A 20,675-nucleotide genomic window follows, 5' to 3' on the forward strand; every position below is an offset into this window, starting at 1 on the left:
CAGGAAGGTCTTTCCGGGGAGCACGCGTGCGACATCCGACGCACGTTCGTACGGGTTCCATCTTACACCTGTCGACCGAGGGGGTCAGGGACGCGTCAGCTCTCCAGGATGCTGTCGGGCTGGATGTCGATCTTCGCGCCGGTGAGCTTCGCGGCGAGCCGGGCGTTCTGTCCCTCTTTGCCGATCGCCAGCGAGAGCTGGTAGTCCGGAACGAGCGCGCGGACGGCCTTGGTGCTCTGATCCAGGATGAATGCGGACGTCACCTTGGCCGGCGAGAGCGCGTTGGCCACGAAGGTCGCGAGATCGGCGTGGTAGTCGACGATGTCGATCTTCTCGCCGTTCAGCTCCTCTGTGACGGCGCGCACACGACGGCCGAGCTCGCCGATGCAGGCGCCCTTCGCGTTGATCGACGGATCGTCGGTGCGCACGGCCATCTTGGTGCGGTGTCCCGCCTCGCGCGCGAGCGCCACGATCTCGACCACCCCGGCGGCGATCTCGGGCACCTCGAGTGCGAAGAGCTTGCGCACGAGGCCCGGGTGCGTGCGCGAGACGGTGATCGCCGGCCCCTTCGTGCCCTTGGCGACGGAGGTCACGTAGACGCGGATGCGGGAACCGTGACGGTACTCCTCGCCCGGCACCTGCTCCTCGGGCGGCAGGATCGCCTCGACGGCGCCGAGGTCGACGTGGACCATGCGAGGGTTCGGGCCCTGCTGGATGACGCCGGCGACGATGTCGCCCTCCTTGCCGCGGAACTCTCCCAGCACGGCATCGTCGGCGATGTCGCGCAGGCGCTGATTGATGACCTGCTTCGCGGCGAACGCGGCGATGCGGCCGAAGTCCTCCGGCGTGCTCTCCTCTTCGCCGACGACGGCGCCCTCTTCGTCGCGCACGGGGACGAACACCCCGACGTGGCCGGTCTTGCGGTCGAGGTGAGAGCGAGCACCCTCGGGCAGCTCGCCGGTCGGCGAGGTGTGCTTCGCGTAGGCGGTCAGGATCGCCTGCTCGATGATGGCGACGAGTTCGTCGAAGGGGATCTCCCTCTCGCGCTCGACGGTACGCAGCAGTCCGAGATCGATATCCACGGTGACCTCCTATATTCAGCTCTTCGCGGCGGGCGACGCCGCCGCATCCCCCCTACGTTACCCGATCCGACCTCATCCGCCGCAGTCGTCGAAGACGCTCTCCGGCACCACATCGGCGCGCAGCGAGTTCGTCCAGCGCACCAGCGAGGTCAGCATTCCGGAACGCGGCTGCAGGATGTCCTGATGCCCACGCCCCGCCACCGGGACGGCCCGTACGCGCTCCCCCGCGTCGCACAGCCTCGACACCAGCTCGCGTTGCGTCTTCGTCGGCAGGACTTCGTCGTTCGTGCCCCACGCGATGAACAGGGGCGTACCCCAGGGCCCGGTCGGGACGTTCTCCGCCAGACGGCGTCCGAGCGCGCCGCGTGTGAGCTCGGCGGTGTCGAACGGGGTGTCCTCGCTCAGCCCCAGCGCGGTCAGCGCCGAGACCATCACACCCGGCTCGCTCAGGCACCGCTGCGTCATCTCTCGGATGAAGGAACGCGCCCCCGTCGTCACGTAGTCCTCGAGCCGGACGTCCGAGTACGTGTCGGCGTACGGCACGATGACCCAGGACACGAGCACTGTCAGCATCGCGCCGGCGTCGCCGCCTGTCAGCTCGCTTGCGAGAGCGACGGGGTCGGCGGCGGGAGCGAACGCGGCCGTCCCGAGCACGTCCACACCCGGCGTGTATTCCGGCGCGAGCATGGTCGTCCACAGCGCCGCATGACCACCCTGCGAATGCCCCCACACGACCGTCTCGGGCGACAGGACGAGATCCTCGATCTCGCCTGCCGCCAGCACCGCATCCAGAGCCGAACGCGCTTCGCCTTTACCGATCAGGTAGGGGAACTCACCGGGCGCGCCCTGACCGCTGTAGTCGGGTGCGACGACGACCCAGCCGCGGGCCAGCATGCGCTCGAGGGCGGGGATCGCCCACTTCGTCGCCGTGCCGTCGGCGAGGCTCGGGGCGCAGCCGCGCGCCACGCCCGTCGTGCCGTGGTTCCACAGCAGCACCGGACGCGGGCCGGGCGGCGGGTCATCGGGGATGATCACCATTCCGCTGCCGATTGCGGGTGCTCCCGTCGACGAGCGCGTCGTGTAGAGGATGCGCTGCACCTCGCCGCGACTGGGCTCACGGCCGCCGTACTCGCCCACCCGGATCAGCTGTCCGTGGCCCTCGGGCACGTGCGCAGGAGGATCGTAGAAGGCGTCCACGACGGGCGCACCCTCACGGAGCCAGTCGTTCAGACCGAACCCGCCCACCGTGGTTGCCACCAGTACGAACGACAACGCGTAGCGGCCGGCCGCACGGAGGATCCGGCGTCGGCGTGAAGGAGCCGGCCGCACCCGATCATCGGCCTGCGTGCGGCCCTTCCGGGTGCGGACTCCGCGGGCGATGAGTCCGATGCCGAAGACGATCGTTCGCACACCGAAGACGACCGCGACGACGAGCAGCGTGACGTCGGGCCAGGTCAGCGAGAGGACGCCGAACGCGACCTGTGCGCCGCCCCAGACGGCCGAGAGCACGCGAACGCTGACCACGCCCCGGGCGAGCGCGTCACCGATGGACGCCAGACCGCCGACGACGAGCAGCACCGCGAGAGTCGGCGGCAGCAACTCGATGCTGCGGCCGAGCCAGACGAGGATGACGATCCCGCCCGTGATCCACAACAGCGCGATCAGACGTGTCCACCATCTGGGGCCCGCGCGGCGGGACACCAGTTCGAGCACGCCGGAGACGATGACGCTCAGCCCGACGTACAGTCCGAGCAGCACGAGCGAGGCGAGCGGGCGGATGACGATGAGCAGGCCGAGCACGACCACGACGACCCCGATGAGCAGCACGACACGTGCGGGAGCCGCATCCAGCAGACCCGGCAGAGCGCTGACCCGCAGTCGGCGGCGCAGCGGAACGTGTTCGGGCACCGGGACATTGTAGGCGCGAGGCACCCGGGGGCGGGCACGCTCCGCAACCCCTCGGCTGTTGCGGCGGGAGATCGTATTCTGCGTCGATGAGCACCCCGAAGAAGACCGCCCGGCGTCTCGAGAGCGACCCGCGTCTGCGTGCGCTCGCGAAGACGGGCTACGCGGCGACCGGCCTCGTCCACGTCTTGCTGGGCGGCATCGTGCTCGGCGTCGCGTTCGGCGGAGACGGCGACGCCGACCAGTCGGGGGCGTTCCGGGCACTGGCGGCCTCGCCCGCGGGGCTCGTCGCGCTCTGGGCGGTGGCCCTCGCACTGTTCGCTCTCGCACTCTGGCACGCGGTGGCCGCGCTCGCCGGTACCGGCGAGAAAAGCCCGTGGTCTCGACGCCTGTCCGAGGCAGGTCAGGCCGTGGCATTCGCCGCACTCGGCGTCATCGCGATCGTCGTGGCCGTCGGCGGCCGATCGGATGGAGACGAGAGCGTCAAGGAGACGAGCAGCGGAGTCCTTTCGATCCCGGGCGGCCCGTTCATCCTCGGCGCGGTGGGGGCCGGAGTCCTCGTGGCGGGCATCGTCTTCGGCGTCATCGGCGGCAGGCGGAGCTTCCGGAAGAAGCTGTCGGTGCCGGCCGGGGCCATGGGGACCTTGGTGGTGACGCTCGGCGTGGTCGGCTATGTGGCGAAGGGCATCTCGCTCGCGACGGTGGGCATCCTGCTGGGAGTGGCTGCGATCCGCGTCGATCCGCAGGAGGCGGGCGGCCTGGACGGCGCGGTGCGGTCTCTGCTCGAACTGCCCGCCGGCCCGCTGATCGCGATCGCGGTGGGCGGCGGGCTGATCGCCTACGGGCTGTTCTGCTTGTTCCGCGCACGGTACGCGCGCCTCTGAGGCGCCCCCGGTCGGACCGCGGTGTTGCCGATGTCCGCGCGGGGACGGCAAGCTGGCACGATACCCGTCGACCAAGGAGCGAGATGTCGTCCTCCCCCGCCTTCCGCGGCTACCCGTTCCAGCCCGCAGATCCCGGACTCATCGGGCTGCTCGGTTTCGTCATCGCGACGCTGACCGCGCAGCTCGCGCATCTCGGACTGCAGGATGAGAACCCTGTGTTCTGGATCGGGGCCGCGTTCGGCGGCGTCGTGCAGGTGACGGCCGGAATGCTCTCCTACTTCATCGGCGACGACTTCCACTTCATCGTCTACAACGCCTTCGGCTGGTACTGGATCGTCGTGCCCGGCTTCCTCCTGGGCGAGGAGCTCGGCTTCTTCGAGGTGACCGCGCAGGCGCGCGGACTCTTCTCGCTGATCTTCGCGGTGCTGGCGCTCCTCTTCGCGGTGCCGGGAGCGCTGCACAACAGGGTCCTCCCCATCACCCTGGTCTGCGTCGCCGGCGGGCTCGGCCTGCAGTCCGCCGGAGCCTTCACCGGAGAGCCGGCTCTGGGGTCGGTCGGATCGGTGCTGTTGCTGGCCGCATCCGCACTGGCGCTCTACATGCTCGTCGAGAAGTTCCTGTGGCGCACGATGCACCGCCGGGTGCTGCCCCTCGGACGCCCGTGGCTGCGGGGCGAGCCCGCATCCGAGAGCTGAGACTCAGCTCTCCTGCAGCAGCCGGTACGCCGCGTCGAGAGCGACCTTCTCGCGCGAGCCCGTGCGACGGTCCCACACCTCGACGAGTCCCTCGGCAGCATCACGGCCGACGACGACCACGCGCGGGACGCCGACCAGCTCGGCGTCGCCGAACTTCACACCGGGCGACACCTTGGCCCGGTCGTCGTACAGCACGTCGAATCCTCGGGACTCGAGCTCTGCGCTGATCTGCTCTGCGAGCTCGAATGCCACGGCATCACGACCCGCGGCCACGACATGTACGTCGAACGGCGCGACGGAAGCAGGCCAGATGAGGCCCTTCTCGTCGTTGTTCAGCTCGGCGATGATCGCGAGGATGCGGGTCACGCCGATGCCGTAGGAGCCCATCGTGACGGTGACGAGCTTGCCGTTCTCGTCGAGCACCTTGAGACCCAACGCCTCGGCGTACTTGCGGCCGAGCTGGAACACGTGCCCGATCTCCATGCCGCGCGCGAGCGTGACAGGGCCCGAGCCGTCGGGTGCGGGGTCGCCCTCGCGCACATTCGCGACGTCGACGGTGCCGTCGGCGAAGAAGTCGCGGCCCGCGACGAGCGAGTGCACGTGCTTCTGGTCGATGTTGGCGCCGGTCACCCAGCTCGTGCCGTCGACGACCCGGGGGTCGAGCAGGTAGCGGATGCCGGTGGCGGACTCTTCGCCGAGCACGGCACCCTCCGGCGACCAGGGGCCGATGTAGCCCTTGACCAGCAGCGGGTGGGCGGCGAAGTCCGCCTCGGTGGCGGGCGCGACCTCGGCCGGCGCGAAGGCGACCTCCACGCGCTTGTCGTCGACCTCGCGGTCGCCGGGGAGTCCGATGACCACGAGCTCGCGCGAACCGTCGAGGTGCGTGAGCGCGAGCACGACGTTCTTGAGCGTGTCGGCAGCGGTGTACTCCCCCTCGAGCACCGCGTTCATGTGGTCGACGAGAGCGGCGATCGTCGGGGTGTTCGGCGAGTCGAAGACGACCGGCTCCGGCAGACCGTCGATCGGACGCGCCTCGGGCACCGCCGTCGTGTACGCCTCGACGTTGGCCGCGTACCCTCCCGCCGAGCGCACGAACGTGTCCTCGCCGACGGGAGTCGGGTGCAGGAACTCCTCGGAGCGCGATCCGCCCATGGCCCCCGCATCCGCCTGCACGATGACGTACTCGAGACCGAGCCGCTGGAAGATGCGCTCGTAGGCGTCGCGCTGCGCCTGGTAGGAGGCGTCGAGTCCCGCATCCGTCGCATCGAACGAATAGGCGTCCTTCATCGTGAACTCGCGGCCGCGCAGCAGACCCGCGCGCGGGCGGGCCTCATCGCGGTATTTGTCCTGGATCTGGTAGATCGTCAGGGGAAGATCCTTGTAGGACGAATAGAGGTCCTTCACGAGCAATGTGAAGGCCTCTTCGTGCGTCGGAGCGAGCAGGTAGTCGCCGCCCTTCCGGTCCTGAAGCCGGAACAGCAGGTCGCCGTACTCGTCCCAGCGACCCGTGGCCTCGTAGGCGCCGCGGGGCATGAGCGCCGGGAAGTGCACCTCCTGCGCACCGGCGGCGGCCATCTCCTCACGGACGACCGTCTCGATCTTCGCCTTCACGCGCAGCCCCAGCGGGAGCCACGCGAAGATGCCGGCCGCCTGCGGTCGGATGTAACCGGCGCGGATCAGCAGCTTGTGGCTGGCGACCTCGGCGTCGGAGGGGTCCTCGCGGAGCGTGCGGAGAAAGAACGTTGACAGACGTGTGACCACGATTCCCAGTCTACGGATGCGGCGGGCCGCCGTGAGCGCGATCACCCACGGCGGCCCGGGCTCAGCCGAGCGTCGCGTTGAGGGCCGTGAGGTATGGCTCCACGAGGTACGCCAGGGATTCCGGCGGAACGCCGTTGTCGCCGGAGATCATGAGCAGGTTCTCCCCCGAGGCGACGACCAGGCGTGTGTCATAGCCTTCCAGACGTTCGAGCCCACGAACGGTGGCTGCCCGATCTGCGCCGTCGACGGAGATGAGCTGCGCGCCGTCGCTCGCAGCGATTCGATCGAAGAACTGAGCACCCCCGGGAACGATGCTCACGCCCACATCACCCGCGACGCTGCCTAGCTCCGACCCCACCAGAACGTGCCACGTGCAATCCGTGGAGAACCCTGCTCGCCCGCGCCTGACCTCGGCGTAGAGGCCGACGAGTTCGGAGTCGGCCCCGCTAGGCTCGGGCGGCGTTGTCACCCCGTCCGGGACGGCAATGGTCTCGACCCAGTCGCAGTCACGCAGGGCCCACCAGCCGGCGTCGGGCCCGTCCCGTCCGGCCCGCTGAGGCGGGGCGAACTGGAATGCGCGCTCGGCGACGTCCTCCGCGAGTTGCGCCACCCATTCGTTCGAGTTTTCACCGTATGCGCGAATCTGTATCCAGGCGCCGTTCGCCGCGATCGATACCGCCCACACATGGCGTCACGTTCGGTGCAGGAGAGCTCGTTCGTCGCCAGCGGCGAGCCGTCGATCGCGTCGGCAGGCGAGACATCGATCTCGACTCGAGGAACCGCGTACGCCCCCGGCGCGTGCCACCAGCAGCTGAGCGCACCGGAGAACTCGATCTGCGGGACCGGCCAAGCGAGAGGCAACTCCTCCATCTGCCTACCGACGCGCTCGGTCAGCCAACTGCTGGCCACCACGTTGGCGCACGATCCGTCAAACGCCGCGACCGCAGCGGCCGGCGCGTCGGTTGTGGCCGTTGGGTCCGGCGTGGGCGATGGGCTCGTAGTGGTTTCGATGGGGGTGGCGACCCGGTCGGGACTCCCCATCGCGGTCAGCGCGACCGCTCCGACGACCGCCGCGACCAACAGCACGGCCGCCCCACCCGTGATGGCCTGCATCCGACGCCGCCTCGCGGCACGCATCCGCCCCGCACCCGCCGTCACCAGAGCGCGGAGTTCGTTCTGTTCGCCGGCGGAGAGCCGGTCATCGTTCACGCCCATGACGCCTCCACCTCGACCATCTCGTCGCGCAGCTTCGCCTTCGCCCGCGACAACCTCGACTTGACCGTCCCCGGTGCGATGCCGAGCGCCTCGGCGACCTCCCGCTCGGAGAACCCCTCCAGCACCGCCAGCACCACCACGGCGCGCTCGCGCTCCGGCAGCTTCCTCAGCGCGGCGAGCACCCCGCTCTCATCCGACGCCGACGGCGCATCGACATGGCGCTCCGCGGGAGTCTTCGCCAGCAACGCCCGATAGCGCCGCGCCGACCGCTCCAGATTCCGCGCCGCATTCGCCACGGCCACCAGCAGCCACGGCAACACGGACCCGTCCACCACGTGGACCGAGCCCCGCCTGCGCCACAACTCGAAGAACGCCACCGCCACCGCGTCCTTCGCGTCCTCGTGATCCCCCAACAGTCGGAACGCGTGCCGGAACACCCGCCCCTGGTGCAGATCGAACACATCCCCCAACGCCGACTCATCGCCGGCACGCACCCGTTGCCAGGCAGCACTCTCTCGGCCCTGCGCCGCATCCGTCACGTCGGCCTCACCCATCTCTCTCAACCCACCGTTCCGTTCAGCGCCTCGATGACCCGCACACCCAGCTCCCCCAGCGCATCGTCGCTCGGCGAGCCGTCGACGAGGCTCGTACCGACGCGAACGAGATTGACTCCGTCGGACACGACGACGTACCTGTTGTGTCCTTCCCATGGGTCGTAGTCGGGCAGCGTCCACGCCGCGTAGCCGCCGCGCACGGTGAACGGCGATGCACCGTCGACGGCAGCAAACCACGTCGCGTAGGCCGCCCCGCCGGAGACCGTCTTCACAGACACGTCGTGGATAGGACTCGCGACGAAGGCACAACCACCCGCAGCTCCACGCTTGCCCGGGATCTGGCCGGGTGAGATCTCCGTCGGAGACTGTCCCTGAGGCGGCGACACCTCAGCCACACTCACCGGCATCCCGAGAGCACCCGCGATATCGACTGACGCGGTGAGGTCATCACAGGTGACCGGCGGCCACCACTGAGCCGTGGGGGCGGCGGGTGCAGCACCCGGCCACTGCGCCGCGTTCTCGAAAGCCGCGTTCATCACGTCAGTCGGGTCCGGCGAGCTCCCCACCGCCGACGCGCGGACGTAAACCCACAGCCCGTCGCGGGCTTCGCTCCGAGCGCAGTAGGAGGCCGCCGCACCGCAGCCCGGCGCTTCCTCGAGCCCGGCGAGGAAGGGCTCGACGACACTCAGGGGGTATGCCCACAAGGTGAGCTTCTGCTCGCCGTATCCGGGGTCATTGCTCCACGTGCAGCTCAATCCCCCTTGCAAGGCGACGGAGCCGTCTGACCAGGCATCCGCCATCAGCGTCATCTGGACGCCGTAGAAGTCGCCGACCGCTCCTGTGGTGAGCGCATTCGCGCATTCTCCGCCGAAGGGTGCGACACCTCGCACGACCGCAGCCGGATCCTCGGTCTGTTCAGTGGGTTGAGGCGTGGGGGTGTTTGTCGTCACGGTGGTCTCGACCGGTGCCGCAACGCGGTCCGGGCTGCCGAGCGCCGTCAGTGCGACCGCGCCCACCACCGCTGCGACCAGCAGCACCGCGGCACCGCCGGTGATCGCCTGCATCCGACGCCGCTTCGCGGCACGCATCCGGCCCGCTCCCGCAGTCACCAACGCGCGCAGCTCGTTCTGTTCGCCGGCGGAGAGCCGGTCGTCGTTCACTCCCATGACGCCTCCATCTCGACCATCTCGTCGCGCAGCCTTGCTCTCGCCCGCGCCAACCTCGACCTCACCGTTCCCGGCGGCACGTCGAGCGCGTAAGCGACATCGCGCTCCGAGAACCCCTCGAGTACCGCCAGAACCACGACAGCCCTCTCGCTCGCCGGCAGCTTCCCCAGAGCCTCCAGGACCGCGCCGGCATTCGAACCTGACGGCTCGGCGTCGCCGTGGCTCGCCGGCACGGGCGCCAGCAACGGGCGGTATCGGCGCGTCGAACGTTCGAGGTTCCGCGCCGCATTCGCCACCGCCACCAGCAGCCAGGGCAGCACCGATCCGTCCACGACCCGCACGGCGGCGCGTCTGCGCCACAGCTCGAAGAAGCCCACCGCCACCGCATCCTTCGCATCCGCATGATCGCGGAGCAACCGGAACGCATGCCGGAACACACGTTCCTGATGCAGATCGAACACATCCCCCAACGCCGATTCATCGCCGCCACGCACCCGTTGCCACAACGCGGCTTCAGCATCTCTCACACTCTGAAGTGTCCGGCATCACGCGTTCGGTTCCCGAACCGAACAGATTCATCCGCATCCCCTGACGTCTGCACGACGAAGCCACTCATGCATGCCCCACGGGCCCCTCGTGTTCACATCTGCACCACTGGTCGTGCAGGTGTCGCGGGACGGCGCGCCGATTTGACCTAACGGCGTCTACCGTGCGCAATATATTGCATGCCGATCCCCCCGCAGACTCTTCCACCTCGGTCCTTGTTGCGCGACGAGGTCTACGTGCGTCTGCGCGATGCGATCGTCGACGGCACCCTCGCGCCCGACGAGCAGCTGCGCGACACGGAGATCGCCGCCTGGCTCGGAGTGAGCCGGACCCCTGTGCGAGAAGCGCTGCTCGAGCTCGGTCGATCCGGGCTCGTTCGCGCGCTCCCGGGTCGCTCCACCGTCGTCGCGCCTATCGACCCGCAGAGCGTCCGCGACGCGCAGGCGGTCGTCGCCGCCATGCACCGACTGGCGATCGAGACCGCTATTCCGCGCCTGACCGCGGACGACATCGAGAGGATGCGGGAGGCGAACGCCGCTTTCGCCGCCGCGCAGTCCGTCGGTGACGTCGAGGCGGCCCTCGCCGCCGATCATGCGTTCCACGACGTCGCGATCGCCGCATCCGGAAATGCCGCGGTGCGGACCGTTCTCGGGCAGTACGAGCCCGTCCTCCAACGCGCAGAGCGCCTCCGTTTCGGCTCGACCGAGGGACACGCCTCGACTGCACGCCACGCGCGACTCATCGAGCTGTGCGCTGCCGGCGACGTCGCGGGCGCCGCCGCCCTCGCGGAGCAGACCTGGCAGAGCCTCACCATCGACCAGCCGTTCCCGAACCCCGACACCGCCACACCCGAGGAGCCCTCCGCATGAAGCTCGACCAGTTCCCCCGCCATCCGCTCACTTTCGGGCCCAGCCCGCTGCAGCACCTGAAGCGCCTGAGCCAGCACCTCGGCGGTGCCCAGGTATGGGCGAAACGCGAAGACGTGTCGAGCGGACTCGCCTTCGGCGGCAACAAGGTGCGCAAGCTCGAGTACATCGTCCCGGACGTGCTCGCATCGGGAGCGGACACCCTCGTGTCGATCGGCGGCTACCAGTCGAATCACACCCGAGCGGTCGCCGCGGTCGCCGCGCACCTCGGTCTGAAGGCGCGCCTGGTGCAGGAGAAGTGGGTCCCCTGGGACGACCCCACCAATGACAAGGTCGGCAACATCCTGCTCTCACGCATGATGGGGGCCGACTCGCGGCTGGACGACGCCGGTTTCGACATCGGCATCCGCGATTCGTGGCGGCAGGCTCTCGCGGAGGTGGAGGATGCCGGCGGCACGCCGTATCCGATCCCCGCGGGCGCATCGGAGCACCCGTTGGGCGGTCTCGGCTTCGCCAACTGGGCGTTCGAGGTCGCAGAGCAGGAGAAGCAGCTCGGCGTGTTCTTCGACACGATCGTCGTGTGCACGGTGACCGGCTCCACGCACGCAGGGATGATCGCGGGCTTCGCGGCGCTCGAGGACCTCGCGGGTGTCAAGCGCCGGGTGCTCGGCATCGACGCATCCGCGACGCTCACCAAGACGCGCGACCAGGTCGGGCGCATCGCACGTGCGACGGCCGAACTCATCGAACTCGGGCGCGACCTACGCGACGACGAGATCCAGGTGCTCGAAGGCTGGGCGGGTGAGCTGTACGGCATCCCCGTCGACTCGACCATGGAGGCGATCGCCCTCGGCGCTCAGCTCGAGGCGATGATCACCGACCCCGTCTACGAGGGCAAGTCGCTGGCGGGTCTCATCGATCTCGTCGGATCCGGCGACATCCCCAAGGACTCCACGGTGCTCTACGCGCACCTCGGCGGACAGCCGGCGATCAACGCCTACCACTCCCTCTGGAGCTGACGCGGCGCGGCGCGGCGAGCACCACCATCCTTGCCCGAGTTGCGTCGCAGTTGCGCAACCGCGCCAGTCATTGACAGGCGCATCTGCGCAAACCTGTGGCATCTGCGCACATGCGACGCAACTCGGGCAATCGAACGCCGCGATCACCGCAGAACGCGGCGAGCGGATGAGGGCGGATCAGGCGGTGACGACCTGGGCGGTGCCGAGCGGCGCGTCGGGGCCCATCTCGGCGGCGATGCGGTTGGCCTCCGCGATCAGCGTCGCGACGATCTCGCTCTCGGGCACGGTCTTCACGACCTCGCCCTTGACGAAGATCTGTCCCTTGCCGTTGCCGCTCGCGACACCGAGGTCGGCGTCGCGCGCCTCGCCGGGTCCGTTGACGACGCAGCCCATGACGGCGACGCGCAACGGCACCGTCATGTCCTTCAGCCCCTCGGTGACGTCGTCGGCGAGGGTGTAGACGTCGACCTGGGCGCGCCCGCACGACGGGCACGACACGATCTCGAGCTTGCGCTCGCGGAGGTTCAGCGACTGCAGGATCTGGTGGCCGACCTTGACCTCCTCGGCCGGCGGCGCGGAGAGCGAAACCCGGATGGTGTCGCCGATGCCCTCGGAGAGCAGGATGCCGAACGCTGTCGCCGACTTGATCGTCCCCTGGAAGGCAGGACCCGCCTCGGTGACGCCCAGGTGCAGGGGCCAGTCGCCCCGCTCGGCGAGCAGACGGTACGCCTTCACCATCACCACCGGGTCGTTGTGCTTGACCGAGATCTTGAAGTCGTGGAAGTCGTGCTCCTCGAACAGCGACGCCTCCCAGACCGCGCTCTCCATGAGCGCCTCGGGAGTCGCCTTGCCGTACTTCTCCAGCAGACGCTTATCGAGCGAGCCCGCGTTGACGCCGATGCGCAGAGACACGCCCGCGGCCGATGCGGCCTTGGCGATCTCGCCCACCTTGTCGTCGAACTGGCGGATGTTGCCCGGGTTCACCCGGACCGCGGCGCAGCCGGCATCGATCGCCTGAAACACGTACTTCGGCTGGAAGTGGATGTCTGCGATGACGGGGATCTGGCTCTTCTTGGCGATGATGTGCAGCACATCGGCGTCATCCTGGCTGGGAACGGCCACACGCACGATCTCACACCCGGATGCGGTCAACTCAGCGATCTGCTGCAGCGTCGCGTTGATGTCGGTGGTCTTGGTCGTCGTCATCGACTGCACGCTGATGGGCGCATCCCCACCGACGAGCACCTTGCCGACGCGGATCTGGCGGCTCTTGCGGCGCGGGGCGAGGATTTCCGGGACGCGCGGCATCCCGAGGTTCACGGCTGGCACCCGATCAGCCTACGCGCCCGCTGCTGTGTGGGGACCGAGGCTTGCGCCCGCGTCGGCCCGCCATCGCCGAGGGGCCATGGGCGGATGTGGTACTTTCTCGCCATGCACACGAACCGCACCTGGTGGCACACCGCGTAGGCGGTGTGCGTGTGCGACACGGACCGCCCCCGGGCGGTCCTTCTTCATGAGGCGGCCGCTTTCTGGACGAAGGAACGACCAAGATGGACAACGCCGCCTCCCTGCTCAGCGACCTGACCGCATCCACTGCGCCGTTCGCGCTCATCGCGCGCGATGCGCACACCGTCGAGGTGCTCACCGGCGACGTCGTGGATGTCGAGCTGCTCGCCGACATTCCGCTGCACGACGCCGACGGCACTCCCCGCGAGGTGCTGGCGCTGGTGCCGTACCGGCAGGTGCGCGAGCGCGGATTCGTCTGCCACGACGACGGCGCGCCGTTGCGCTGTCTCGTCGTCACCGACCACCGCTCGCTCCCTCGCGACGAGGTGCTCGCGGCCCTTCCCACGGCCCCGATCCCCCTGGAGGACGCGGGCTTCGACATGTCGGACGAGACGTACGCGGACATCGTCCGCACCGTCATCGCCGATGAGATCGGTCGCGGCGAGGGCGCCAACTTCGTCATCCGGCGGGACTTCACCGCGTCGGTGGCGGCCGATCCGCGCGTCACCGCGCTCACCTGGTTCCGGGCACTGCTCGAGCACGAGCGCGGCGCGTACTGGACGTTCGCGGTGGTCACCGACGGTCACGTCGCGGTCGGCGCGAGCCCCGAGGCCCACGTGAGCGCCCAGGGCGGCATCGTCACGATGAACCCCATCTCCGGCACCTTCCGGCATCCCGACACCGGAGCGACGGTCGAAACGCTGGCCGAGTTCCTCGAGTCCACCAAGGAGACCGAAGAGCTCTTCATGGTCGTCGACGAGGAGCTCAAGATGATGAGCGCCGTCTGCTCGGACGGCGGACGCATCACGGGTCCGCACCTCAAGGAGATGTCGCGGCTCACCCACACCGAGTACATGCTGCGCGGCTCGTCGCGACTGGACCCTCGGACGATCCTGCGCGAGACGATGTTCGCGCCGACGGTGACCGGCTCGCCGATGCAGAACGCCTGCACCGTGATCGCGCGGCACGAGACCGAGCCGCGCGGCTACTACTCCGGTGTCGCGGCACTGTTCACCCCGACGACGGATGCGGCGGGCACCGGCCACGACCTCGACGCACCGATTCTCATCCGCACCGCCTACCTCGTCGACGGTCGCCTGCGGGTACCGGTGGGCGCCACCCTCGTACGCCACTCGGACCCGGACGGCGAGGTCGGCGAAACCCATGGAAAGGCCGCGGGCGTGCTGGGCGCGATCGGCGCCGTCCCCCGCACGCGGGTCGCAGACCCCGACGCACCCGCCGCCGCTCGCCCGCTCGCGGACGACCCGGGGATCTCCGCACTCCTCGCGTCGCGCAACGCCCGCCTCGCGGCGTTCTGGTTGAATCCGCAGAGCGGCTCCTCCGACGGCCCGTTCGCGGGTCGCACGGCGGTCGTCGTGGACGCGGAAGACCGCTTCACGACGATGCTCGCGCACCAGCTGCGACACCTCGGGCTCGAGACGACGATCGTCGACTGGAGCGTCGCGGAGACCGCCGCGCTCGATGCGGCCGACCTCGTGATCGCGGGCCCCGGCCCCGGCGACCCCCGAGACGACGACAGTGACCGCATCCGTCGGATGCGCGAGATCGTCGGCGCCCGCGTGGATGCCGGGCGGCCACTGCTCGCCGTGTGCCTGAGCCACCAGATCCTCGCGGATCGCCTCGGCATCGCGCTCGCACCGCTGGCGCGGCCGCACCAGGGTCTGCAGCTCGAGGTGGACGTCTTCGGGGAGCCCGCATCCATCGGCTTCTACAACACCTTCACCGCACGCGTCACGCCGGGCACCTCGGTCGTCGGCGAGGTCGAGGTGTCGGCCGACCTCGTGTCCGGCGACGTCTATGCGCTCCGCGGCGCGGGTTTCGCCTCGGTGCAGGGACACCTCGAGTCCATCCTGTCCCGTGACGGGATGCGGACCCTGGAGCGCCTCATCTCCGCCGCGCTGGGAGCGCCGGTCGCCTGAGTCTCAGATCAGCGACAGCGGGTTGATCAGATCGGCGAGGATCAGCACGCCGCCCATGACCGCGAGCGCCGCCACGACGACGAACGTCAGCGGGACGAGCTTGGTCGCGTCCACGGGTCGGGGTGCGGGGCGGCGCGCGATGCGCGCCCACCACCTCTTGATGCCGTCCCAGAGGGCGACGACGACGTGACCGCCATCGAGCGGCAGCAAGGGCACGAGGTTGAAGACGAACAGCGCGATGTTGAGCGAACCCAGCAGCCCGACGATCCCCGCGACGCGATTGACGATCGGAGAGGATGACGACGCCATCTCCCCGGCGATCACCCCCGCACCCACGACGCTCAGCGGGCCGTTCGGATCGCGCTCCGCGCCCGTGACGAGCGTCGATGCCGTCTCGGCCACCATCACCGGCAGCTTGACGATTATGCCGGCGACCGCGCCCACGTTCTCGATCGCCGCCTGGGGTCCCGCCCACAGCGGCTGTGCGACCAACGCGCCGGTGGGTCGCACACCGATGAAGCCGATCTCCGAGTTCGGGTCGTCCGTCTTGGGGACGGCTGCGGGCGTGATCGTCACGGTGCGCTGCGTGCCGTCCCGGTCGATGACGAAGTTCATCGCCCGGCCCGGCGAAGCCTGGATGAGCGCGGTCGCTTCGGCGAAGTCGGCCACCGTCTGACCGTCGATCGAGACGATGGTGTCTCCCGGTTCGAGGCCGGCCTGGGCGGCCGGCGCCGTTGAGGATGCGCACTCCTGGGACGTGGAGGACGCCGGCACGCACTCGCTGAGCGAGGACACGGTCGTCGTCGCCGTCTGTACGCCGAATCCGCTGAAGAGGATCGTGAAGAGCACGATCGCCAGCAGCAGGTTCATGAAGGGCCCGCCCAGCATGATGATGACCCGCTTGTAGACGGGGAGCCGGTGGAAGGTGCGCTCCTCGGCGCCGATCAGCGTCTCTGCGTTGGCCTCGCGCGCATCCTGCACGAGCGTGCGGAAGAAGCGGGACGAGACCCGTCTCCGAGCCGCGCGACCGGGAGCCGCCCCGGCGTCCGTCGCATCCTCGTCCACGGCGGGCGCGGGCGGATACATACCGGCCATGGAGATGTAGCCGCCCAGCGGCAGCAGCTTGACGCCGTACTCCGTCTCGCCGCGGCGGCGCGAGAACAGCGTCGGGCCGAAGCCGATCATGTACTGACCGACGCGCACACCGAATGCCTTGGCGGGTACGAGATGACCGATTTCGTGGAGGGCGATCGAGACGGCGAGGCCGACGATGAGCACCACGACACCGATCACGAAGGCGAGGATCGTCACCGCACCACCGTAGCGGCGACGGCTTTGAACGAGCCGTGCACGGCCCCGACGAGCCACGAGTGCGGATCGTGTCTGATTGAATGGAGGGCCATGTCATCGCCCGCGAATCTCCCCCCGGTCCTGCGCCCAGAGAACCCTCCGACGCGGGCCCTGGGCGACCTCGCGAACCGCTTCGGAGCAGAGGTCCGCGGCGATGCGCGGGGCGTCTCGCTGCACGGGATCACGCTCGCAACCGCCGACCTCCGCCCGGGCGAGGCGTTCGTCGCCCTCCGTGGCGTGAACCGCCACGGCGCGGAGTTCGCGGCCCAGGCGATCGAACGCGGCGCGGTCGCGATCATCACGGATGCGGCGGGCGCCGATCTCATCGGCACACCCGCCGTCCCTGTGCTCGTCCTCGACAACCCGCGGGCGCGGATGGGCGAGCTGTCCGCGTGGGTCTACGGCACGGGCGTCGACGACGACCTCCCGCTCCTGTTCGCCACCACGGGCACCAACGGCAAGACGAGCGTCTCCCACCTCCTCGAAGGCATGCTGTCGCAGCTCGGTGTCGTCACCGGACTGTCCTCCACCGCCGAGCGCCACATCGCGGGCCAGGTGATCGTCTCGCGCCTGACGACACCCGAGGCGTCGGAGTTCCACGCGCTCCTCGCGCTCATGCGCGAGCGGGGCGTCGAGGCGGTCGCGGTCGAGGTGAGCGCGCAGGCGCTCAGCCGCCACCGCGTGGACGGGATCGTCTTCGACGTCGCAGCCTTCACGAACCTCACCCACGACCACCTCGACGACTACGCCGACATGCAGGAGTACCTCGAGGCGAAGCTCCCGCTGTTCCGCCCCGACCGCGCCCGTCGCGCCGTCATCTCGCTCGACTCGGCCGCGGCGTCCGAGGTCGTGGCACGGTGCGAGATCCCCTTCACGACCATCGCGACGCCCGACATCGCCGCGGACGCCGAGCTCGCCGAGACAGCTCAGTGGCGCGTCGAGATCATCGACGAGCGCCAGGAAGGCACGCGGTTCGCGCTGCACGGCCCTGCCGGCGAGCGCCTCGAGACGGTGGTGCCCGTCATCGGTCGCCACATGGCGGCCAACGCGGCACTCGCGATCGTCATGATGCACGAGGGCGGCTATCCGTGGCAGCGTCTCGTGGACACGTTGGACGGCTCACGCATCGACGCCTACCTGCCGGGTCGCACCGAGCGGGTTTCGGGTGATGCCGGCCCCGCCGTCTACGTGGACTTCGGGCATTCGCCCGACGCCTTCGAGAAGACCCTCGCCGCCGTCCGTCGCGTCACCCCCGGCCGCGTGCTGATGCTGTTCGGCGCCGACGGTGACCGCGACACCACGAAGCGCCACGACATGGGGCGCACCGGCGTCGAGGGCAGCGACATCCTCGTCATCACCGACCATCATCCGCGCTTCGAGGAACCGACCTCGATCCGGGCGACCCTCATCGAGGGGGCTCGCCGCGCGCGTCCGGATGCCGAGATCCACGAGTTCTCACCGCCCGAGCGCGCCATCGTCGAGGCCGTCGCTCTGGTCGGCGAGGGTGACGCGATCCTCTGGGCCGGACCCGGTCACCAGGATTACCGCGACATCCGCGGGCAGCGCACGCCGTACTCCGCCCGCGAGCTCGCCCGCCGTGCGCTGCGGGACGCCGGGTGGCCGGTTCCCGAGCCGCGCTGGCCCGTTCCCTACGGGGACTGAACCCGCATCCGTCCGCTCCGCGGCGACTCCTGCCGAGCGCGGGACCTTGGTCCCTGGCGCGCCCGAAACCTTGTTGTTCCCACACAAGGAAGTCAGTGGTCTGACCTCTCTGATTATTCACGGCGTGCACGCTCCGAACACCGCCGCAGCCCGGGTCTAGCGTGACAACAGGCCCGCCGGGCGGGCGCCCGACGACGAGCACCACCCCGACGCGACCGGCCCCACGAGGACAAGGAAGCGACATCATGAGCATCGTCACCCCCGCAGGAGTATCCCGCGACGCACAGGACGCCCAACCGCAGGCCTGGGACGGCTTCACGGCCGGCCCGTGGCAGGACGGCGTGGACGTGCGCGACTTCATCCAGCGCAATTACACCCCGTACACCGGCGACGGCTCCTTCCTCGCCGGTCCCACCGAGCGGACGACGCGGGTGTGGAACACGCTGGCCGCCATGTTCCCCGAGGAGCGCGAGCGTGGCGTCTACGACATCGACCCCTACACGCCCGCCGCGATCACCGCCCACCAGCCCGGCTACATCGCGAAGGACGACGAGCTGATCGTCGGGCTGCAGACCGATGCGCCTCTCAAGCGCGCCATCATGCCGAACGGCGGATGGCGGATGGTCGAGGGCGCCCTCAAGACCTACGGCTACGAGGTCGACGAGACCCTCAAGGCGATCTACACGCAGTACCGCAAGACCCACAACGAGGGCGTCTTCGACGTGTACTCCCCCTCGGTGCGCGCCGCTCGCCGGTCGCACATCATCACGGGCCTGCCCGACGCCTACGGCCGCGGCCGTATCATCGGCGACTACCGCCGCGTGGCGCTCTACGGTGTCGACGCGCTCATCGCCGCGAAGAAGATCGACAAGCTCGGCCTGGACACGACACCGTTCACGGAGGACGTCGTGCGCGCCCGCGAAGAGCACGCCGAACAGATCCGCGCCCTGGGCGAGTTGAAGCAGATGGCAGCCTCCTACGGCTATGACATCTCCGGGCCCGCCACGACCGCCCGCGAGGCCGTCCAGTGGCTCTACTTCGCCTACCTCGGTTCGGTAAAGGAGCAGAACGGCGCGGCGATGTCGCTCGGTCGCACCTCGACGTTCCTCGACGTGTTCGTCCAGCGCGACCTCGAGCGGGGGCTGCTCACCGAGAGCGAAGCACAGGAGATCGTCGACGACTTCGTCATCAAGCTGCGGATCGTGCGGTTCCTTCGCACTCCCGAGTACGACCAGCTGTTCTCCGGCGACCCGACCTGGGTGACCGAGACGATCGGCGGCGTCGGCGAGGACGGTCGTCCGCTGGTGACGCGCACCTCGTTCCGCTACCTGCAGACGCTCTACAACCTGGGTCCCGCACCCGAGCCGAACATGACCGTGTTCTGGAGCGAGCAGCTGCCGGAGGGCTTCAAGAACTTCTGCGCGCAGGTCTCGATCGACACCTCGGCCGTCCAGTACGAGTCGGATGACCTCATCCGCGCCCAGTGGGGCGACGACGCGGCCATCGCGTGCTGCGTGTCCCCGATGCGGGTGGGCAAGCAGATGCAGTTCTTCGGCGCCCGCGTGAACCTCGCCAAGACGCTCCTGTACGCCATCAACGGCGGACGCGACGAGGTCACGGGCGAGCAGATCGCTCCCGAGGAGACGCCCGTCGGCGACGGCCCCCTCGACTACGCCGATGTGGACGCACGCTTCGACAGGATGATGGACTGGCTCGCCGCGACCTACGTGGAGGCACTGAACTGCATCCACTGGTCGCACGACAAGTACGCGTACGAGCGTCTCGAGATGGCGCTTCACGACAAGGACGTGCTGCGCACGATGGCCTTCGGCATCGCCGGGCTCTCGGTCGCCGCGGACTCCCTCTCCGCCATCAAGTACGCCACCGTCACTCCGATCCGCGACGAGCGCGGCATCGTCGTCGACTACCGCACCGAGGGCGTCTTCCCCGCCTACGGCAACGACGACGACCGGGCGGACGCGATCGCCGTCGAGCTCGTCGAACGGTTCATGGCGAAGCTTCGCCGTCACCCGATGTACCGCAACGCGCTGCCGACGCAGTCCGTGCTGACGATCACCTCGAACGTCGTCTACGGCAAGGCCACGGGGAACACCCCCGACGGACGCCGGGCCGGCGAGCCGTTCGCACCGGGCGCCAACCCGATGAACGGACGCGACACGCACGGGATGCTGGCCTCGGCCCTCTCGGTCGCGAAGGTGCCGTACACGGAGGCACAGGACGGGATCTCGCTCACCAACACGATCGTGCCGGCCGGCCTCGGCCGCACAGCCGATGAGCGTTCGCGCAACCTGGCGGGCCTGCTGGACGCGTACTTCAGCTCCAACGGGTACCACATGAACGTCAACGTGCTGAACCGCGAGACGCTGCTCGACGCCATGGAGAACCCCGAGGCGTACCCGCAGCTGACGATCCGGGTGTCCGGCTACGCCGTGAACTTCGTGCGACTGACGCGCGAGCAGCAGCTCGACGTGCTGTCCCGCACGTTCCACGGGGGGATGTGAGA

At 69.4% G+C, this 20,675-nt stretch carries 16 protein-coding genes; 7 read left to right on the plus strand and 9 right to left on the minus strand.

Going from position 1 to position 20,675, the window contains the following annotated elements:
- Positions 1-95: 95 nt before the first annotated feature.
- Both nusA and QE377_RS02270 read right to left on the minus strand, forming a co-directional pair.
- Positions 96-1,082 (minus strand): transcription termination factor NusA, encoded by a 987-nt coding sequence (nusA, locus tag QE377_RS02265; RefSeq protein ID WP_307319299.1) that lies wholly within the window; start codon positions 1,080-1,082, stop codon positions 96-98.
- A gap of 72 nt (positions 1,083-1,154) precedes the next feature.
- Entirely contained in the window at positions 1,155-2,990 is a 1,836-nt protein-coding gene (locus QE377_RS02270; protein ID WP_307319300.1) for a lipase family protein, read from the minus strand.
- Between the two features lie 86 nt (positions 2,991-3,076).
- Here QE377_RS02270 and QE377_RS02275 point away from each other — a divergent pair, with 86 nt between their 5' ends.
- Together QE377_RS02275 and QE377_RS02280 are read left to right on the plus strand one after the other, a co-directional pair.
- Positions 3,077-3,871 (plus strand): DUF1206 domain-containing protein, encoded by a 795-nt coding sequence (locus QE377_RS02275; protein ID WP_307319302.1) that lies wholly within the window; start codon positions 3,077-3,079, stop codon positions 3,869-3,871.
- 83 nt (positions 3,872-3,954) lie between these two features.
- Positions 3,955-4,566, plus strand: coding sequence for an acetate uptake transporter family protein (locus QE377_RS02280; protein WP_307319304.1), 612 nt, complete (start codon positions 3,955-3,957; stop codon positions 4,564-4,566).
- A 3-nt stretch (positions 4,567-4,569) separates the two neighbouring features.
- On the opposite strand, the gene QE377_RS02285 is transcribed toward QE377_RS02280, so the two are convergent.
- The 5 genes from QE377_RS02285 to QE377_RS02305 form a co-directional block, all read right to left on the minus strand.
- On the minus strand, positions 4,570-6,327 hold the full coding sequence (locus QE377_RS02285) for a proline--tRNA ligase (protein ID WP_307319308.1): 1,758 nt from the start codon (positions 6,325-6,327) through the stop codon (positions 4,570-4,572).
- A gap of 61 nt (positions 6,328-6,388) precedes the next feature.
- Positions 6,389-6,646, minus strand: coding sequence for a hypothetical protein (locus QE377_RS02290; RefSeq protein ID WP_307319310.1), 258 nt, complete (start codon positions 6,644-6,646; stop codon positions 6,389-6,391).
- An 886-nt stretch (positions 6,647-7,532) separates the two neighbouring features.
- A complete protein-coding gene (locus QE377_RS02295) occupies positions 7,533-8,096 on the minus strand; it encodes an RNA polymerase sigma factor (RefSeq protein ID WP_307319311.1) in 564 nt (187 codons plus the stop codon).
- 5 nt (positions 8,097-8,101) lie between these two features.
- Positions 8,102-9,262, minus strand: a complete 1,161-nt coding sequence (locus QE377_RS02300) for a hypothetical protein (protein ID WP_307319314.1) — start codon at positions 9,260-9,262, stop codon at positions 8,102-8,104.
- On the minus strand, positions 9,253-9,789 hold the full coding sequence (locus QE377_RS02305; protein WP_307319316.1) for an RNA polymerase sigma factor: 537 nt from the start codon (positions 9,787-9,789) through the stop codon (positions 9,253-9,255). The genes QE377_RS02300 and QE377_RS02305 overlap by 10 nt, the downstream gene beginning before the upstream one ends.
- A gap of 198 nt (positions 9,790-9,987) precedes the next feature.
- Here QE377_RS02305 and QE377_RS02310 point away from each other — a divergent pair, with 198 nt between their 5' ends.
- Complete coding sequence (locus QE377_RS02310; RefSeq protein WP_307319319.1) at positions 9,988-10,677, plus strand: GntR family transcriptional regulator; 690 nt, start codon at positions 9,988-9,990, stop codon at positions 10,675-10,677.
- Positions 10,674-11,693, plus strand: coding sequence for a 1-aminocyclopropane-1-carboxylate deaminase (locus QE377_RS02315; protein WP_307319321.1), 1,020 nt, complete (start codon positions 10,674-10,676; stop codon positions 11,691-11,693). The genes QE377_RS02310 and QE377_RS02315 overlap by 4 nt, the downstream gene beginning before the upstream one ends.
- A gap of 177 nt (positions 11,694-11,870) precedes the next feature.
- Here QE377_RS02315 and ispG read toward each other — a convergent pair whose 3' ends face one another.
- Entirely contained in the window at positions 11,871-13,001 is a 1,131-nt protein-coding gene (ispG, locus tag QE377_RS02320) for a flavodoxin-dependent (E)-4-hydroxy-3-methylbut-2-enyl-diphosphate synthase (protein ID WP_234075467.1), read from the minus strand.
- Between the two features lie 242 nt (positions 13,002-13,243).
- On the opposite strand from ispG, the gene QE377_RS02325 reads away from it, so the two are divergent.
- On the plus strand, positions 13,244-15,139 hold the full coding sequence (locus tag QE377_RS02325) for a chorismate-binding protein (RefSeq protein WP_307319323.1): 1,896 nt from the start codon (positions 13,244-13,246) through the stop codon (positions 15,137-15,139).
- 3 nt (positions 15,140-15,142) lie between these two features.
- Here QE377_RS02325 and QE377_RS02330 read toward each other — a convergent pair whose 3' ends face one another.
- On the minus strand, positions 15,143-16,450 hold the full coding sequence (locus QE377_RS02330) for an RIP metalloprotease (protein ID WP_307319325.1): 1,308 nt from the start codon (positions 16,448-16,450) through the stop codon (positions 15,143-15,145).
- Positions 16,451-16,540: 90 nt separating this feature from the next.
- Here QE377_RS02330 and QE377_RS02335 point away from each other — a divergent pair, with 90 nt between their 5' ends.
- Together QE377_RS02335 and pflB are read left to right on the plus strand one after the other, a co-directional pair.
- Positions 16,541-18,151 carry a Mur ligase family protein gene (locus QE377_RS02335; protein ID WP_307319328.1) on the plus strand — a complete coding sequence of 537 codons (1,611 nt, stop codon included), beginning with the start codon at positions 16,541-16,543 and terminating at the stop codon, positions 18,149-18,151.
- A gap of 245 nt (positions 18,152-18,396) precedes the next feature.
- Entirely contained in the window at positions 18,397-20,673 is a 2,277-nt protein-coding gene (pflB, locus tag QE377_RS02340; RefSeq protein WP_307319330.1) for a formate C-acetyltransferase, read from the plus strand.
- The last annotated feature ends 2 nt before the right edge of the window (positions 20,674-20,675 follow it).

It is taken from the genome of Microbacterium sp. SORGH_AS_0862, assembly GCF_030818795.1.
Lineage (GTDB): Bacteria > Actinomycetota > Actinomycetes > Actinomycetales > Microbacteriaceae > Microbacterium.

Coding starts and splice junctions, on each gene's coding strand:
- QE377_RS02275 (WP_307319302.1), top strand. CDS start 3,077: ATGAGCACCCCGAAGAAGACCGCCCGGCGTCTCGAGAGCGACCCGCGT.
- QE377_RS02280 (WP_307319304.1), top strand. CDS start 3,955: ATGTCGTCCTCCCCCGCCTTCCGCGGCTACCCGTTCCAGCCCGCAGAT.
- QE377_RS02295 (WP_307319311.1), bottom strand. CDS start 8,096: ATGGGTGAGGCCGACGTGACGGATGCGGCGCAGGGCCGAGAGAGTGCT.
- QE377_RS02300 (WP_307319314.1), bottom strand. CDS start 9,262: ATGGGAGTGAACGACGACCGGCTCTCCGCCGGCGAACAGAACGAGCTG.
- QE377_RS02310 (WP_307319319.1), top strand. CDS start 9,988: ATGCCGATCCCCCCGCAGACTCTTCCACCTCGGTCCTTGTTGCGCGAC.
- QE377_RS02315 (WP_307319321.1), top strand. CDS start 10,674: ATGAAGCTCGACCAGTTCCCCCGCCATCCGCTCACTTTCGGGCCCAGC.
- ispG (WP_234075467.1), bottom strand. CDS start 13,001: ATGCCGCGCGTCCCGGAAATCCTCGCCCCGCGCCGCAAGAGCCGCCAG.
- QE377_RS02325 (WP_307319323.1), top strand. CDS start 13,244: ATGGACAACGCCGCCTCCCTGCTCAGCGACCTGACCGCATCCACTGCG.
- QE377_RS02335 (WP_307319328.1), top strand. CDS start 16,541: ATGTCATCGCCCGCGAATCTCCCCCCGGTCCTGCGCCCAGAGAACCCT.
- pflB (WP_307319330.1), top strand. CDS start 18,397: ATGAGCATCGTCACCCCCGCAGGAGTATCCCGCGACGCACAGGACGCC.